General features: G+C 72.0%; 14 protein-coding genes. 8 read left to right on the top strand and 6 right to left on the bottom strand.

Annotated elements, in window-relative coordinates; translation table 11 throughout:
* The first annotated feature begins 160 nt into the window (after nt 1-160).
* The 4 genes from HG543_RS04035 (at nt 161) to HG543_RS04050 (ending at nt 4667) form a co-directional block, all read left to right on the top strand.
* On the top strand, nt 161-673 hold the full coding sequence (locus tag HG543_RS04035; RefSeq protein ID WP_169343309.1) for a cytochrome c oxidase subunit 3: 513 nt from the start codon (nt 161-163) through the stop codon (nt 671-673).
* Entirely contained in the window at nt 670-1671 is a 1002-nt protein-coding gene (locus tag HG543_RS04040; RefSeq protein ID WP_169343310.1) for a cytochrome c, read from the top strand. Before HG543_RS04035 ends, HG543_RS04040 begins: the two co-directional genes overlap by 4 nt.
* A 310-nt stretch (nt 1672-1981) precedes the next feature.
* Nucleotides 1982-3091, top strand: coding sequence for a glycoside hydrolase family 19 protein (locus HG543_RS04045; protein ID WP_439332599.1), 1110 nt, complete (start codon nt 1982-1984; stop codon nt 3089-3091).
* Nucleotides 3092-3299: 208 nt separating this feature from the next.
* Nucleotides 3300-4667: a hypothetical protein gene (locus HG543_RS04050; RefSeq protein WP_169343312.1), complete on the top strand. Its 1368-nt coding sequence runs from the start codon at nt 3300-3302 to the stop codon at nt 4665-4667.
* A gap of 11 nt (nt 4668-4678) precedes the next feature.
* Here the strand turns inward: HG543_RS04050 and HG543_RS04055 are convergent, their stop codons facing one another.
* Nucleotides 4679-5449 (bottom strand): hypothetical protein, encoded by a 771-nt coding sequence (locus tag HG543_RS04055; protein WP_246356736.1) that lies wholly within the window; start codon nt 5447-5449, stop codon nt 4679-4681.
* A 159-nt stretch (nt 5450-5608) separates the two neighbouring features.
* On the opposite strand from HG543_RS04055, the gene HG543_RS04060 reads away from it, so the two are divergent.
* On the top strand, nt 5609-6034 hold the full coding sequence (locus tag HG543_RS04060; RefSeq protein ID WP_169343313.1) for a nuclear transport factor 2 family protein: 426 nt from the start codon (nt 5609-5611) through the stop codon (nt 6032-6034).
* A 43-nt stretch (nt 6035-6077) separates the two neighbouring features.
* On the opposite strand, the gene HG543_RS04065 is transcribed toward HG543_RS04060, so the two are convergent.
* The gene (locus HG543_RS04065; protein WP_169343314.1) at nt 6078-7886 is read right to left on the bottom strand and encodes a sensor histidine kinase; all 1809 of its coding nucleotides are present in this window, start codon (nt 7884-7886) and stop codon (nt 6078-6080) included.
* A 492-nt stretch (nt 7887-8378) separates the two neighbouring features.
* Here HG543_RS04065 and HG543_RS04070 point away from each other — a divergent pair, with 492 nt between their 5' ends.
* The 3 genes from HG543_RS04070 to HG543_RS04080 all read left to right on the top strand — a co-directional run bounded on the left by HG543_RS04070 (nt 8379) and on the right by HG543_RS04080 (nt 10714).
* On the top strand, nt 8379-9239 hold the full coding sequence (locus HG543_RS04070; protein WP_169343315.1) for a hypothetical protein: 861 nt from the start codon (nt 8379-8381) through the stop codon (nt 9237-9239).
* A gap of 63 nt (nt 9240-9302) precedes the next feature.
* Nucleotides 9303-9884, top strand: coding sequence for a YceI family protein (locus tag HG543_RS04075; protein WP_169343316.1), 582 nt, complete (start codon nt 9303-9305; stop codon nt 9882-9884).
* Nucleotides 9881-10714 carry a Rieske 2Fe-2S domain-containing protein gene (locus tag HG543_RS04080; RefSeq protein ID WP_169343317.1) on the top strand — a complete coding sequence of 278 codons (834 nt, stop codon included), beginning with the start codon at nt 9881-9883 and terminating at the stop codon, nt 10712-10714. Before HG543_RS04075 ends, HG543_RS04080 begins: the two co-directional genes overlap by 4 nt.
* Before the next feature lie 57 nt (nt 10715-10771).
* Here HG543_RS04080 and HG543_RS04085 read toward each other — a convergent pair whose 3' ends face one another.
* The 4 genes from HG543_RS04085 to HG543_RS04100 form a co-directional block, all read right to left on the bottom strand.
* Complete coding sequence (locus HG543_RS04085; protein WP_169343318.1) at nt 10772-11935, bottom strand: CBS domain-containing protein; 1164 nt, start codon at nt 11933-11935, stop codon at nt 10772-10774.
* A gap of 354 nt (nt 11936-12289) precedes the next feature.
* Nucleotides 12290-12463, bottom strand: coding sequence for a hypothetical protein (locus HG543_RS04090; RefSeq protein ID WP_169343319.1), 174 nt, complete (start codon nt 12461-12463; stop codon nt 12290-12292).
* A 163-nt stretch (nt 12464-12626) separates the two neighbouring features.
* Complete coding sequence (locus HG543_RS04095; RefSeq protein WP_169343320.1) at nt 12627-13751, bottom strand: ArsA-related P-loop ATPase; 1125 nt, start codon at nt 13749-13751, stop codon at nt 12627-12629.
* Complete coding sequence (locus HG543_RS04100) at nt 13748-14692, bottom strand: ArsA-related P-loop ATPase (RefSeq protein ID WP_169343321.1); 945 nt, start codon at nt 14690-14692, stop codon at nt 13748-13750. The genes HG543_RS04095 and HG543_RS04100 overlap by 4 nt, the downstream gene beginning before the upstream one ends.
* Nucleotides 14693-15359 lie beyond the last annotated feature (667 nt).

Here is a 15359-nt window from a genome sequence, read left to right on the forward strand (position 1 = left end):
CTCCGAGGGCGAGCCATCGTGCCCCGACCGCTTTGTCGTGAGGGGCCGCCGCTGGTACACCATGCCGTCGCACTCCCCCGACACCGCGATGACCCATCCTTTCGAGCCACCTGTCGTTGAGCCTCCACCCCGCGCGGGGAACACCGCATGGCTCGGCACGATGCTGGGCCTCGCGGCCTGGTCGATGTTCTTCGTCGCGCTGACCTTCGCGGTGGGCTGGTACCGGATGCGTGAGCCGTGGCCGCCGCTGCCGCTCTCCCCGGTGCTGCTCGCGCTTCCGGGCCTGCCGCTCATCGCGGGGAGCATCTGGCTCCACCGGGCCTCGCGGGCCACGTACGCCGGACCCGAGGGACACCGGCGCCTCCTCATCGCCCTCGGTGGAGTCCTGGTGCTGGGCGGGCTCTACACCGCGGGGCAGGCCGGGTTGACGCACGTCTCCTGGTGGAACCACCACCTGCGCATCCCCGAGGACGGCGTGCCCGCGTCCGCGTACTACGGGCTCACCGCGCTGCACGTGCTGCACATGCTCGCCGTGCTCGCGGTCATCTTCTTCTCCGCCCTCCGTCTGTGGCGTGGCGGCGGCGCTCCAGTGTCCCTGAGGCAATACGCGCTCGGCTGGCACTTCGTGACGGTGACGTGGCTGCTCCTCTACGTGGCGGTGTACCTGCCATGACGGCGCGCGGAGCCACACCCCGGGGCCTGCTGACGCTCGCGGCCCTGACGCTCGCGGTGGCCTGTCGTTCCAAGCCGGCCCCCACCTTCGAACCCCTGAAGCTCGCCGACGGCCGCATGGTGCCCGCGGCGACGCTGTCTCGCGGGCACGCGGTGTACACGCACTACTGCGCGTCCTGCCACGGCGAGGCCGGAGACGGACAGGGCCCGGCGGGACGCGGAATGCGTCCGGTGCCTCGCAGCTTCCGACAGGGCCTCTTCAAGTTCGGCGGAGTCGCCGCCGGCGAGCTGCCCACGGACGACGCGCTGAAGCGCACGCTGCGTCGCGGGCTGCATGGCACGCCGATGTTCGCGTGGGACGTGCCCGACGCCGACGTGGACGCGGTGGTGCAGTACCTGAAGACCTTCAGCCCGCGCTGGCGCGAGGAGTCCCCCGGCCAGCCGCTGGCCGTGTCTTCCGACCCGTGGAAGGGCCGCGAGTCCGAGGCCGTGGAGCGCGGCAAGGTCGTCTACCACGTGGCCGGCGCCGGCAACGCGGGCTGCGCGAGCTGTCACGTGGCGTACCTGCCCCGCGCCGAGCTGGCCGCGCTGATGCGCAAGGCCCTCGGCCGGGACGTGGACCTCTCCAAGGCGGACCCGTACACCGCGCAGCCCCGGGACTCGGACCACGCCGTGGTGGTGGACTCCAAGGGCGAGCCCACCCAGCTGGCGAAGGTGCTGCCCCCGGACTTCCTCTTCCATCCCCTGCGCACGGTGTGGCCGGAGGGAGACGACGTGGAGGGCACCCCGTACACCGCCGAGCGGCAGCGCGAGGACCTCTACCGCGTCATCGCCGCCGGCGTGGGCGGCGCGGCCATGCCGACCTGGAAGGGCGCCATCCCCGAGGAGAACCTCTGGGCGCTCGCCTACTACGTGCAGTCGCTGGTGCGGCTCCGGGACACGGACGAGGCTCGGGCCTTGAAGGAGCGCCTCCGGGCCTCCACCCAGGCCGTCCAGTGAGAGCGGACTGACTGGGGAATCAAAAAAGCGCCGGCCGCACGCAACACTTTCTCAGCCGGGGCGAAAATGTAGGCACGTCGCACCTCCGTCCCCCAGGAGTCCCCCCGTGTCGAAGATTCACACCGTTCGCCCCAACGAGAACCTCAGCCTGCTTGCCCAGCGCTACGGCACCACCGTGTCGGCGCTGCAGAAGGCCAACGGCATCTCCAACCCGAACAAGATCTTCGTCGGGCAGCGGCTCGTTGTGGACGGGTTCGACGCTCCGAAGGCCGCCGCTCCCCGCTCCGGCTCCGGCGGCTCCAGCTACACGGTGAAGTCGGGTGACACGCTGAGTGGCATCGCGGGCCGTCATGGCACGACGGTGGCCGCGCTCCAGCAGGCCAACGGCATCGCCAACCCGAACAAGATCTACGTCGGCCAGAAGCTCACGATTCCGGGCGCGGGCGGCACCAGCGCGCCGAGCCGTCCGTCCTCGGGCGGCGGCCAGTCGTACACGGTGAAGTCGGGCGACACGCTGAGTGGCATCGCCGGCCGTCACGGCACGACGGTGGGCGCGTTGCAGCAGGCCAACGGTATCGCCAACCCGAACAAGATCTACGTCGGCCAGAAGCTCACGATTCCGGGCGCGGGCGGCCCCTCCGCTCCGAGCAGCCCGCCCCCGTCCTCGGGTGGCCAGCGGTACACGGTGAAGTCGGGCGACACGCTCAGCGGCATCGCGGGCCGGTTCGGCACCACGGTGGGCGCGCTGCAGCAGGCCAACGGCATCTCCAACCCGAACCGCATCTACGCGGGCCAGACGCTCACGATTCCGGGCGGTGGCTCTCCGAGCCGTCCTCCTCCCACGAACAACCCGCCGGTGGGCGGAGTGGGTGGGCCGAAGCCGCCGACGGGTGGCTCCGCGGGCGTGACGGTGGCGCAGCTGCGCCGGGTGATGCCGAACCTGTCGCAGGCGAAGGCGGAGCAGTACCTGCCCTACCTGAATCAGGCCATGGCGGAGGCGAACATCACCACGCCGATGCGCAAGGCGGCCTTCCTGGCGCAGCTCGCGCACGAGAGCGGTGAGCTCCGCTACATGGAGGAGATTGCGTCCGGCGCGGCGTACGAGGGCCGCCGGGACCTGGGCAACACCCAGCCGGGCGACGGCGTGCGCTACAAGGGCCGTGGCCCCATCCAGCTCACCGGCCGCGCCAACTACCGCTCCGCGGGCGCCGCGCTCGGCATCGACCTGGAGGGCAACCCCACGCGCGCCAAGGACCCGGACGTCGCGTTCCGCATCGCCGGCTGGTACTGGTCGTCGCGCAACCTCAACACCTACGCGGACGCGGGCAACTTCCGCGAGGTCACCCGCCGCATCAACGGCGGCTACAACGGCATGGCCGACCGCGAGGCCTACTACCGCCGCGCGCTCGACGTGTTCTGAGCGCTCGCCGCCACCCCGAGCCGACCGCGAGGACCGTGTGCCCCCGAGGCCGCGGTCCTCGCTGTGTTTCCGGGGCACGGAGTCCCGAGCGGGAGACCCGCGTCCAGGACCCGCGACGCACCGGAGCCCCGGCGGGGCCGTGATTCCAGGGACCTGACGGTGGTCCGGCCGCTGCACCGGGCAGGGCGTTCCCTACCGGAGCGCGCCCATGTCCCGTATCGACTCCACCGGCAGCACCCCTGTCTCCATCGACACTTCCCCGGACACCGGCCCCACGCCGGCCCCGTCCCGGACGAAGGCCCCCCACACCCCGGCCTCCACCGCGCGCAACGAGGTGCGCGCCTATGACGGACCTCCCGCTCGCACACCCCAGGGACCCGCGCCGAAGTCGACGCCGGCCGCCTCGGGCCCGACGGTCTCCGCGGGAGAGCTGGCGGCATCCGGCGGCAGGGTGCGCCAGGCGTCCTCGTCGGAAGTGCCCGAACAGGTGTACGACGCCATCCGCTCGAACCTGAAGCGGGACTTCCAGGACTGGGCCGTCACCGACTGTGACGTGAAGGCGGTCCACACGGTGCTCGGGACGTTGCAGCCGGGCGTCTACCGCGCGGCGCTGGAGCGGATGGAGCGCGATGGGCTGCTGGGCACGTACACGAAGGAAATGGACGCGAGCGCCCGGCACGCCTTCCTGGAGCAGGCCGAGTCCAAGGGCCTGCTCCAGCGAAAAAAGGGAGACGCCCCGGCGGGGCCGCTGGGCTACCCGGCCGTTCCGGACTTCTTCCGCGATGACGCGAAGCTGCCCGCGTCGATGCGGGACGCGGTGAACCAGCACGACATCCAGGTGGGCGTCGACTTCCACAGGGCCTACTCCGCGTACCTCGACCGCTACGCGGAGGCCGTCGGCGCGGCGAAGAGCCTCCCGGAGCTGCAGGCGCTGGGGCTTCCGAAGGAGGCACGGCTCGAGGATTCGGGCCTCCACACCGGCCAGAAGGACCGCGCGAGCGAGGGCTATCTGAAGGCCTGGAGGCAGGGAATCGGCCAGCCGGAGTCGCTCAACCGTACCTATCAGCTCATCCGCGCGAAGCAGCTGACGCTGGAGGGCGAGCGGCCCACGGGCATCCAGGTGCACGGCAAGGCGGAGTTCTCGCACGAGGCGCTCAATGCGAGCCGGGAGCTGCAGCTCGATACGCGCGGCAGGGTGGAGCTGAAGGATGCGGTGGGCCTCGCGGTGAAGGCGGGCCCCCTGGAGGTCGAGGAGACGCTCGACTCGGCGGGCAAGGCGAAGCAGGGGGCGAAGGTGAACCTCGGGTTCATCAAGCTGAGCACGAACTCGGAGGGCGACGTGAAGGTGGGACTCGGCGTGGGCAAAGCGGCCGAGGTCTACGTGGAGCTCAACCCCGCGAAGGCGGAGTTCGGGGGCGGCGTCTCCTCCGAGCTCGACCTCAAGGTTCTCAAGCTCGCGGTCGAGACCGGCTTCAACATGAAGGGCCTGACGTCGGACCGGGTGAAGGAGTCCTTCGACAAGAACCACCAGGGCATCTTCGATTCTCCGCCGAAGCCGGGCCCCACGACGAAGTAGCGCGGGCCGCCTCAGCGGGTGTCGGCGGGCGGAGCGTCCCCGGGCTCCTCCGAGCTCGGGTACATCAGGTACGCGGCGGCCATGCACAGGTGCCAGGGAAGCAGGAGCACCAGGAGCCACCCCCACTCGTTGTTCAGGGACACGAACAGCCACACCAGGGCCTGGAGCCCCATGCCCACGCTGCCCAGGAACTGCGTGCGCCGCAGCTCCGCCACCTGACCGAAGATGGCCGCCAGCGGTGGGACGACGACGAGGGCGAGGAGAAGCTGCTGGAACAGCTCTCCCCAGCTGGAGCGCCCTCGCACGGAGAAGGCCACGAACACGATGAGGACCTGGAGCACCATGGCCAGCAGGGACACGACGATGCCCGGCACCGAGATGCGCGGGCCGCTCGCCTCCTTGGGGCCCCCCGCCTCGAGTCGTACCGCCTCCAGCACGTCGGGGTGGACCTCCAGCGCGTACGGGTAGCCCAGCTCCAGCAGCGCCTCCACGGCCGCGGCGCGCACCGTGCGCCCGTTGCTTCCCTTGCGGTCCCTCGCCTCCTCCGGCAGCTCCATCAGGGACAGCAGGAAGTCCGCGCGGGCGCGGGGGGGCTCGTCTCCGGCGGGCGGGCAGGCAATCGCCGCGAGGAGCGCATCCACCTCCGCCTGGATGACCCCGGGCGAGCCCATGGCCTCCCGCAGCTCGGGCAGGGACGTCGACTGGGGCCACTCCGCCAGCGACGACTCCTCGGTGGAAGCGTCGGTGGAGGGCGCCGTGGGGCGGAGGCGGGTCTGGGCCATGGGGAAGGGCTACCGCCAGCATTCTACGCCAGGTCACGCGGCGGGTGCCCGCCGCCGCCGCCAGGAGGGCAGGGGAGCAGGCTCGGGGAGGAGCAACGCATACCCCCCATGCGCACCCTACCCGCGTGTAACCCCTTTCACAGACGAGCGAGGACACGCATGGCGATGGAGCGAGCGCAGCGTTTCGTGGATGCCCTGACGAGGCTGGAGGAGACCGGCGACGTGGAGGGCCTCGTCTCCCTCTTCAGCGACGACGCGCAGGTGAGCAACGTCGCCTCGTCGCGGGTCTTTTCCGGGCAGGACGGAGCCCGCCAGTTCTGGACGGAGTACAAGGGCACGTTGGGCAAGGTGAAGTCCACCTTCCGCAACATGATTGAAGCCGGTGACCGCGTGGCCCTGGAGTGGGAGACGCAGGGCACCTCCAACAGCGGCGCGGCCATCGCGTACGAGGGCGTGTCCATCATCGAATGGGACGGCGACCGCGTCCGCCGGTTCTACGCGTACTTCGACCCGCACGCGCTCGGCCAGGAGCTGGCTCACGGCACCGGCCCCCGCTCGCAGGTGCCCTCCACCACGCCCGCGTGAGCCTGGCGCGCTCCGCCACCCGGACCGGGCGGCACCCGGGGCATCAGGTCCCCGCGGGGGACCGGGGCAGCTCCACGGTGACGGTGGTGCCCACGCCGGGCGCGCTCTCCAGGTGGATGCGCCCGCCGTGGGCCTCCACCACCTGCCGGGAGAACCACAGCCCCAGCCCGAAGCCGCCGTAGTGGCGCAGGGGCACCGCGCGCCCGAAGCGCTGGAAGAGGTGGGCCTGCTGCTCGGCGGGGATGCCGATGCCCCGGTCGCGTATCACCAGCCGCGCGAAGCCCTCCGGCGAGTCCGTCACCTCCAGCGCCACCGGCTGGCCCTGGCCGTACTTCAGCGCGTTGGACACCAGGTGCGTCACCACGCCGTCCACGCGCGCGCGGTCCCACCGGCCGGTGAGCGGGCCGGGTGCCGTCAGGTGCACGGCGGTGCCCGCGCGAATCATCTCGTCGCTGAAGCGGCTCAGCACCTCGCGGCACAGCTCCACCAGGTCCACGGGCTCCGGGTCCAGGTGCAGCCGGCCCTCGGACAGGCGGGACACCTCCAGCAGCTCGCGCACCAGCCGGCCCAGGCGGTCCACCTGGTGCACCGCGGCCGACGCGCGCGTGCGCACGTCCTCGTCCGGCGCGCCCCGCTGCAGCCGCGCCAGCTGCAGCTTGAGCGACGTCAGCGGCGTGTTCAGCTCGTGGCTGGCGATGGCGAGGAACTCGTCGCGCAGCTGCAGCGCCTGCTGCGTCTGGTGGAAGAGCAGCGCGTTCTGCACGGCCGCCGTGGCGCGGCGGGCCAGCTCGGTGGCCAGCGTCAGGTCCTCCTCCGTGTGGTGGCGGCCGGACAGCGAGTGCCCCAGCGTCAGCGTGCCGAGCACGCCCTCCGGTGTCGTCAGCGGCACGGACAGCCACGAGCATGGGGCCAGCCTGCGCAGCAGCTCGCGTCCCGCCGCGTCGCCCCCGGCCTCCACCCAAGCGGCGTCCACGCGCGGGTGGAAGACGGGCTGCCCCGTGTCGAGCGCCCAGACGGGCGTGCCCGGAGCCTCGGGCGGGTGCCAGTGGCTGGCGGCCAGCAGGGCGGCGGCTTCAGGGGTGATGGCGTGGAAGGTGCGGCGCACCTCCAGGTCCGGCCCGCGCACGTCGATGACGCAGAAGTCGCCCAGCGAGGGCACCAGCGCCAGCGCCACCCCGCGCAGCGACTGGCCCACGTCCAGCGAGGTGGCGAGCGTGGCCGTGGCGTGCTGGAGCAGCTCGGCGCGCTCGGCCTGGCGGCGCTCGGCCGCGAGCAGCCGGGCGCGCTCCACCGCCATGGCGGCCTGCTGCGCCAGCATGTCGAGGAAGGCGCGCTCCTCGGCGTCGAAGCTCCGTTCGCTGAGCCAGGTGAGGGTGAGCACCCCCACGACGCGCGCTCGCGCCGTCAGCGGCAGGCACACGAAGGACGCCTCTCCCGGGTACACCGCCCGGATGGTGGCCTCCGTCTCGGGGTACCGCAGCGCCAGGGTGGCACCGCCCTCCATCCACACGGGCTCGCCGGTGCGGGCCGCCTCGGCCGCGGGCATTCGCGCCGTCAGGAGGACGCGGGCGAAGGCCGTCTCGATGCCCGGTTGATGGCGCAGGGCGTGGGCCAGCTCCAGCGCGTCTCCTTCCGCGTCCACCAGGAAGAGGGCGCCCGCGTCCGCCGGCAGCGCGCGCACCGCCTCCTCCACCACGGCGCTCGCCACGTCCCGGGGGGTCAGGGCACCCGAGAGGGCGAGCGTCAGGGCCTGGAGGCTCTGCAGACGCGTGCTGGCGAGCTCGGCCCGCCGGGTCCGCGCCCGGCGCTCGTCCGATGGAAATCCCAGCCGCGAGCCTGCCTGCCTGTTCATACGCGTCGCCCACCGCGCATGGGGCGCGGCGGACAGGACAACCAAAACGCAGCCGGGGCCGGATTTCCGGCCTCCGGCGCGATGACTGTCCTCCGCCCGTCAATCCCTCACAACCAGTGAACAGACCCCCCGGGTCCAGGGCTCCCTCCAGGGCATGAGCCGCGGGCACCGGCAGGACACCGCCCCCTGACCGCCATGCGCTTCCGTCCGGCGCGGCGGGGCGGTAGCGTCGCTCCCCATGGTCCCGGGGCCCACGCGCCGGGCCCTTCCTGGCACGCAGTCAATGAGCGGCTCCCCCCGAAGCCACGCCTCCCCCGCAAACGCTGATCGCGTTGCGTTTCCGACACGCCCCCACCACCCGGGATGCGGTAGCCTCGGAAACGTCCCCGGCAGTGGGGACGCGGAAGGACGTGAAGCGTCCGGGAGCCCGAACCGCCTCGCACGACCCCCCCTGACTCGGCTGCCTGCCTTGCGCCCACACGGAATCAATCGATGACCCGCCCCGTCGCCCTGTTCGCCGTCCTGTCCCTGCTGTGCACCTCCTCCGCCTGGGCCGAGCAGCGCCGCGAGCCCGCGAAGAAGACCTGGTCCGCGAAGAAGAAGAAGCAGGTCTCCAAGAAGGGGACGAAGAAGTCCACCCGACCCGCGAGGCAGGCCCGCCCGGTTTCCGGCGAGGAGCCCGCGCCGCAGCCCCTCGCGGCCCCCGAGCCCATCCCCGCGCCCCAGGCCGTGCCCGCCCGGTACACCGTCGACGACGCCGCGGCCACGAAGCAGAAGCAGAAGGAGCCCGCGAAGGACGCGCCCCAGTCGGAGACGCCTTCGGACACGCCGTCCGCCGGGGACTCGGAGTCGCTCGACTTCGACCTGCTGGAGCCCGCGGAGACGGCCGCCCAGGTGGACCCGGAGCTGGAGAAGAAGATCAGCCGCCGCCGCACCATGCTCAAGCTGCACCAGGGCCTGGGCTTCGCGATGACGGCGGGCCTCATCACCACCACCGTGGTGGGTCAGCTCCAGTACAACGACTCGTTCCGGGGCGGCGGTGACGACCGCAACCTGCTGGGCCTGCACCGGGGACTCGCCATCGGCACCTCGGCGCTGTTCGCCTCCGTGGGACTCCTGGGCCTCCTGGCGCCCGAGCCCTTCGAGAAGGAGTTCCAGTGGGACACCATCACCTTCCACAAAATCATGATGTCCATCGCCACCGTGGGCATGGTGGCGCAGGTCATCCTCGGCATCATGGCCACCAACCGCTACGGCCGGCTGTCGGAGCGGGACCTCGCCACGGCGCACCAGGTGGTCGGTTACACGACGATGGGCGCGGTGTCGGCCGGTGTGCTCTCGCTGTTCTTCTGAATCTTTTCGCGCCGCCGCCGTTCGGCTTCGCAAGCCTGTGAAATGGGTTTCCTGGAGGTAGACGTGATTGCTCGACGATTGGTCCTTCTCACCACGCTGCTGCTCGCGCTGCCCGCCGCCGCTCAGGCGCAGCAGGCGCGCACCTACTCCGTGAAGAAGGATGGCAGCTCGCTCACCTACAAGCTGAAGCACAAGCTGCACGAGGTGGTGGGCAAGGCGTCTCCCAGCGACGGCAAGGCCCGCCTGCTGGCGGACGGCACGCTGCAGGTGGCCGTGCGCGCCAACGTGAAGGACTTCGACTCGGGCAACTCCAACCGCGACGCGCACATGCAGGAGGTGACGGAGTCGGCGAAGTTCCCGCTCATCGACTTCAAGGGCGTGGCCTCCGGCGTGAAGGTGCCGGCGAGCTTCCCCGCCAAGGTGCCCGTCACCCTCAAGGGCCAGCTCACCTTCCACGGCGTGAAGCAGAACATCGAGGTGCCCATGACGGTGGTGTTCAACACCGACAAGCAGGCCGTCGCCGAGGGCACCTTCGACATCAGCCTGGAGGCCTACAAGATCGATCGCCCCTCGCTGCTGATGGTGAAGGTGGACGACAAGCTGGTGCTGGAGTCGAAGCTGGTGTTCGAGGTGGAGGGTCAGTGAGCACGTCGCGACGAGGTTTCCTGAAGGGCATCCTGGGCACGAGCGCCGCGGCGGGCGCCGCCACCGCGCTGCCGGCGTGCGCGCCGGACATCAACCCCGCGCCGGTGACGGACGTGACGGCCAGCGCGGCCGGCACGGTGGACCTGCTGGTGACGCGCTACCCGGACCTGGAGCCCGTGGGCGGCGCGCTGACCGTGCGCGTGCCCGGCGAGGCCACGCCCCTGCTGGTGCTGCACAACAAGGGCGACGGGGCGCCGGACGACTTCTCCGTGGTGTCCTCCATCTGCACGCACGTGGGCTGCCCGCTGGGCTTCGATGGCAAGGACGTGGTGTGCCCGTGCCACCTGTCGCGCTTCAGCTCCACCAGCGGCGCGGTGCTGACGAAGCCGGCCACCACGCCCCTGCGGACGTTCACCGCCGAGTACAACCCTGGCACCAAGGTGCTGCGCATCGACCTGCGCGCGGGCCAGGCCGACTTCCCGGCGGCGGTGAACGGCCAGGTGGTGTTCCCCTTCGTCGAGTTCCCCGAGCTGCGCAACAACGGCGCCCGGGTGACGGGGACGCCCTCGGGGTACGGCAGGCCCATCTTCGTCTTCCGGAATGGGGACGGGACGCTCTCGGCGGTGGATGGCGTCTGCACGCACCAGGGTTGCTACGTGGAGTTCAACGAGCCCGAGACGCGCCTCGTCTGCCCCTGCCACCTGGCCGCCTTCAGCAGGCAGGGCGCGGTGGAGCGGCAGCCGAACACCGGCGACGGGCCGATTCCCTCCCTCAAGACGTTCACCGTCACGGAGACGGCCGACGCCGTCGTCGTCACCGGCGTCGCCTGAGCCTCGCGCGGGACGGGGTGGGGCCGGTGCCCCGCCCCGCCTCGCGGTGCCGTACTGCTAGCCCAGCCGGCTCCAGAAGGAGCGCTTGGACGAGACGCGGTCCAGCGCCTCCTGCAGCTCCTCGTCGTAGTCGGCGCGGTTGGCGATGTCGCCCATGGAGATGATGCCGACGATGCGGTCGTCGCGCTCCACCACGGGAATGCGGCGGATCTGCTTGCGGCCCATGAGCGCGATGACGTCGTGGATGTTGTCGTCCGGCGTCACCGCCTCCACGTCATCCGTCATCACGTCCGAGACGCGGAGCTGGTCGGGCGTCTTGCCGCCCGTGAAGCCGCGGATGACGAGGTCGCGGTCGGTGACGATGCCCACCAGGCTGCCCCGCTCGTTCACCACGGGCACCACGCCGCAGTCCTCGTCCTTCATGATTTGCGCCACGTCGCGCACGGGGCTGTCGAGCCGCGCGGTGCGCACGTTGCGCGTCATCACCTCGCGCGCGGTGAGCGGCTCGCGCTGCCAGCGGCGGCGGCCGGTCCGCGTGCCCGTGCCGGTGCGGCCGCGGGTGCCGGCCGTATAGTACTGGCCGCGGTCCTCGCCGCGAATGCGGTCGCCCACGCGCTGGCGCTCCTCGGCCTGGCGGTCGTCACCGCGCTGGCGCTGCTCGGAGTAGCGGTCGTCTCCCCGCTGGAAGCCCTCGTGGAGGCGCGAGCGCTCGTCACGGTACGGCTCGGTGCGAGGGCCGCGCATCGGCTCCTCGCCGCCGTAGCCGTAGCGGTCCCACGGGCGGTAGTCGGCGCGCTGCGGGGGCAGCTCGTTCTCGTACGTGCCCGCGTCGTGGCGGGGGCCCCGGCCCGTGGCGTAGTGGGTGTCCCGGTCGTCGCGGCCGTAGGGCCCTCGGGCGTACTCGGCGCCCTCCCAGCCGGCGTCGCGGTCGTCCATGTTCATCATGCCCGTGCGCCGGGTGCCGAAGTCACCTTCCGTCCCCCGGTCGTCCACGTGGGTGCGCGGCTGGGCCATGCGCAGCGAGGCGGCGCGGTGGTAGCGCCCCTGGCGGGTGGTGGGCTCCTCGTCGCGCGCCGGGTTCCAGCCGGTGAGGTCGGACTCGCCCCGCTCGCGCGAGCCGGGCGGAGCCACGTCGGCGCTCCGGTGCATTCCAGGGTCCATCGGGGGATTCCGCTGGGCGGTGCGGGTATCGTCCTTGCCGTTGTCCAGGCTTCTGGCCATTCCTGTTCCTCCGGGCGACTTCGGGGTTCGGGCCAGAAGGGTGGGGATGACCCGGGGCGTCTCCAAGCTTCCCAGCCCTGGCTCCCCGGAGGACTGTCCTTTCCAGGGCGGGCAGGCAGGCGGGGCGCTCGTGAACGGACACCGGGGTTGCCGCGTGGCGGACAGTGACGCGGGCACGAAAAGACGAAGCGCGTGCCTCCCGGGATGGGAAGCACGCGCTTTCGGTCGCGCTCTCGCGCGGAGGCTCCACGGACCCCGTGACGTGCGGGAGGGGGCCGGACATCCCCCGATGTCCGAGTCAGCGCTCTCCCCCGAAAGCGCTGGCTCCCTCACGCCCGTCCCCGGGGCAGCGCTTCACTCGACCGAGCAGCAGCCGTCGTCCGCCTCCTCGCAGCAGGCGAGGGTGGTGTTCGGCGGCATGGGCTTCTCCGGGTTCTCACAGGTGTTGTTCGTCCCCTGGCCGCCCTGAATGCGGGCCATGTCCTTCACGAACAGCTCCTTGATGGTCTTCACCTTGTGGGTCTTCATGGTGCGCTTCCCCCTCATGGGTGGATGCCGGTCGCGAAGGCGCCTGGCGGCTGCTTGAAACAGATTCGTTTCGAGCCGATTTTCCTGGTCGTTCTTCCGCCGCGAGCATGAGCGGGTGCTACCGCGCGTCTGTCTTCATGAAACATCGTGAAGCACGGATGACTCACCCTGGCGCGAGCGCGTCCCCGAGTCGCACGAGACCTCCGAACTCCTCCAGCTCGGCGCCCGCGTCCGGGGCGGCGACGGCGACCGCGCCCGTGGGGAGCTGCTCGGCGAGCCGCACGAGCAGGGTGCGATGCGACTCCGCGCGAGCCCGCTCGGTGGCGGCCAGGCGCGAGAGGGCCGCCACGCCGTGCTCGGCGTGCGGGTCATCGCTCACGTGCTCCAGCAGGGCCTCCGGGTGGGCGAGCGCGTCCTCTCGCGCCCAGCTGCGGTTGAGCACGTAGCCGGCGAAGGGGAGGCCGCGCTCCACGAGGGTGTCGCGGAAGAAGGCGGCCTCGCGCAGGGCGGCGGACTCGGGGGACGTCACGAGCAGGAAGGCCGCGTCCGGCGAGGCCAGTCGTGCGCGCAGGCGCTCGGTGTGCAGGCGGATGCCGCCGAACAGGCCGCTGAAGGCTCCGACGAAGGTGCGCATCTCGCGCGCGTGGCCCGCGCCGAACACGCCATCCAGCACGCGGCCCACGAGCGCCTGCGCGCCTTGCCACAGCCGGCCTCCGCGCGACGAGGACTCCGGGCCGAAGAGGGACACGACGCGCTCGTCGAGGAAGCGGGACAGCCGGCCGGGCGCGTCGAGGAAGTCCAGCGCGTGCCGGCTGGGCGGTGTGTCGAGGACGATGAGCTCGTAGCGCTCGTCCGCGAGGAATCCGTCCAGGGCCTCGGTGGCGGCGTACTCCTGCACGCCCGCGACGAGGTCGGAGAGGAAGCGGTACACGCGGTGCTCGACGATGGCGCGCGCCGCCTCGGGCGAGGGCGCGAGCCGGTGAATCATGCGGTCGAAGACGAGGCGCGGGTCCAGCATCCACACGTCCAGGCGCCCCGTGCCGCGAGGGCCGTCGGCGAAGAGGCGCTCGGGGGGGACGGTGGTGGGCTCGGGGCCGCTCTCGGGCAGGCCCATGGCCTCGGCGAGCCGGCGCGCGGGGTCGATGGTGAGCACGAGCACGCGGCGGCCCGCGCGGGCGGCGGCGACACCCAGCGCGGCGGCCGTGGTCGTCTTGCCCACGCCACCCGCGCCGCAGAGGACGAGCACGCGCTTGTCGCGGAGCAGTTGATGGAGGCTGCGGGCACTCACGGCGCGGCCTCCCGCGTGGGCTCCGCGAGCTCGCGCGGTGTGAAGACCTCGGCGAGGCGCTCCACCAGCTCCGGCCCGGTGACGGGCAGCTCCGGCAGCGTGAGCAGCGGGACCTGGAGGCCCGCGGCCAGTCGCGCCCGGGCCGCCCGTGCGCGCTCCAGGCGGGCGAGGGCGCGAGCCCCCTGATGCGGCCCATGCGTGGCGAGCAGCCGCTGGACCGCGGCGTGGGACTCGGGGGTGAAGGGGTCCTCGGGCATGCGGTTGAGGACGGCGGCGGTCAGGGGCAGCTCCAGCCGCTCCAGCTCCGAGGCCAGCGCGAGCGCCTCGCTGACGGGCAGCGGCTCCGGGAGGCTGGTGAGCAGCACGGCGGAGCGGGCCGGGTCCTGGAGGAAGTCGAGCCCCTCCTGCACGGACCGGCCAATGGGGCCGCCCGGCATCAGTGCCAGCACCGTGCGAGGCAGCGCGGCGATGGCCAGCGCATGGCCGGTGGCCGGCAGGTCGATGATGGACAGCGGGTACTCGAAGCGCCCATCCGGCCGGGTGCGCCGCAGCAGCGCGAGCATCTGGTACAGCAGCCCCATCTCCCTCAGCGCGGGGCCCGCCTCCAGGAAGCGGCGCAGGGCGCGCGAGCGCAGCGCCGCCTCGGCCAGCCAGCGCAGGGGCAGGGTGTCCTGGAGGAAGCGCCGGTGCCCTTCCGACGCGGCCAGCCGCACGAAGCTCAGGCCGGGGCGGACCCGCGTCACCTTCGGGCCCACGTCACGCGCGCCCACCAGCGCGCCCAGGGCGGACGGGCCGCCCTCGTCCGGCGCCATCTCCACCAGCAGCACGGACCGCCCGGAGCGCGCCGCCGCGACGGCGAGCGCCGCCGACAGCGTCGTCTTCCCCACGCCCCCCTTGCCCGACACGAGCAGGGCGCGCCTGTCCCACAGGGCTTCGAGCACCGGTCACCGTCCTGTCGCCGCGCCAGGAGGGCGCCGCCCTCTCACAGTGAGGAAGGGGGCACGCGGAGACAACCGCCGCCCCCGCGCGCCGTCCGCTGCCACGCAGGCACGCGGATGCCTGGACGGCTGGCGCCCCCCAGGAGAGTCAGCGCGGGGCAGCGCGCCTCCAGCGGGTCAAGGTGAGGGAAATTTTCGAGCGAGGCGCGAAGACCGATTTTCGATGGCCTTTGTAGCCAGGAAATCAAATGCAACCGTATTGATTGATGGATTGAAGGTCCGGGTGACCGGCGCGGGTTCCTCGCGCTGGGAGCCAGAGGGGGACAGTCAGCGCTCGCTGACGTGATGATGGACAACTCGCACGACACCGGCCTCGTGGCAGCCCGTGGCGCTCTCTGAGCGCCCACGATGCCGCTGGTTCTCTCCCGACAACTTCGATTCGAGCTCCGTCGGCACATGGGGTGCCGACATACCGGAGGTGTCACTTGAACGTGGGTCTGAAGGCTGTTGCTGTGATGGGAGTCGTGGGTCTGGGCTTCACCACCACCACCGTGCGCGCGGAGTCCACCGTGTCGCGCGAGGCGTTCGTCGTCTCGGAGCTGATGCGGGATGACCAGTGGACGTGGACGGACTTCGGCGGCCAGGTGGTGGGCTGGGCGGCGGGTGGCGC

The organism is Pyxidicoccus fallax (assembly GCF_012933655.1).
GTDB lineage: Bacteria > Myxococcota > Myxococcia > Myxococcales > Myxococcaceae > Myxococcus > Myxococcus fallax.

Bases quoted from the DNA above. Each gene is read 5' to 3' on its own strand.
- HG543_RS04035 (WP_169343309.1), top strand. From the start codon at position 161: ATGCTGGGCCTCGCGGCCTGGTCGATGTTCTTCGTCGCGCTGACCTTC.
- HG543_RS04040 (WP_169343310.1), top strand. From the start codon at position 670: ATGACGGCGCGCGGAGCCACACCCCGGGGCCTGCTGACGCTCGCGGCC.
- HG543_RS04050 (WP_169343312.1), top strand. From the start codon at position 3,300: ATGTCCCGTATCGACTCCACCGGCAGCACCCCTGTCTCCATCGACACT.
- HG543_RS04055 (WP_246356736.1), bottom strand. From the start codon at position 5,449: ATGGCCCAGACCCGCCTCCGCCCCACGGCGCCCTCCACCGACGCTTCC.
- HG543_RS04060 (WP_169343313.1), top strand. From the start codon at position 5,609: ATGGCGATGGAGCGAGCGCAGCGTTTCGTGGATGCCCTGACGAGGCTG.
- HG543_RS04065 (WP_169343314.1), bottom strand. From the start codon at position 7,886: ATGAACAGGCAGGCAGGCTCGCGGCTGGGATTTCCATCGGACGAGCGC.
- HG543_RS04070 (WP_169343315.1), top strand. From the start codon at position 8,379: ATGACCCGCCCCGTCGCCCTGTTCGCCGTCCTGTCCCTGCTGTGCACC.
- HG543_RS04085 (WP_169343318.1), bottom strand. From the start codon at position 11,935: ATGGCCAGAAGCCTGGACAACGGCAAGGACGATACCCGCACCGCCCAG.
- HG543_RS04090 (WP_169343319.1), bottom strand. From the start codon at position 12,463: ATGAAGACCCACAAGGTGAAGACCATCAAGGAGCTGTTCGTGAAGGAC.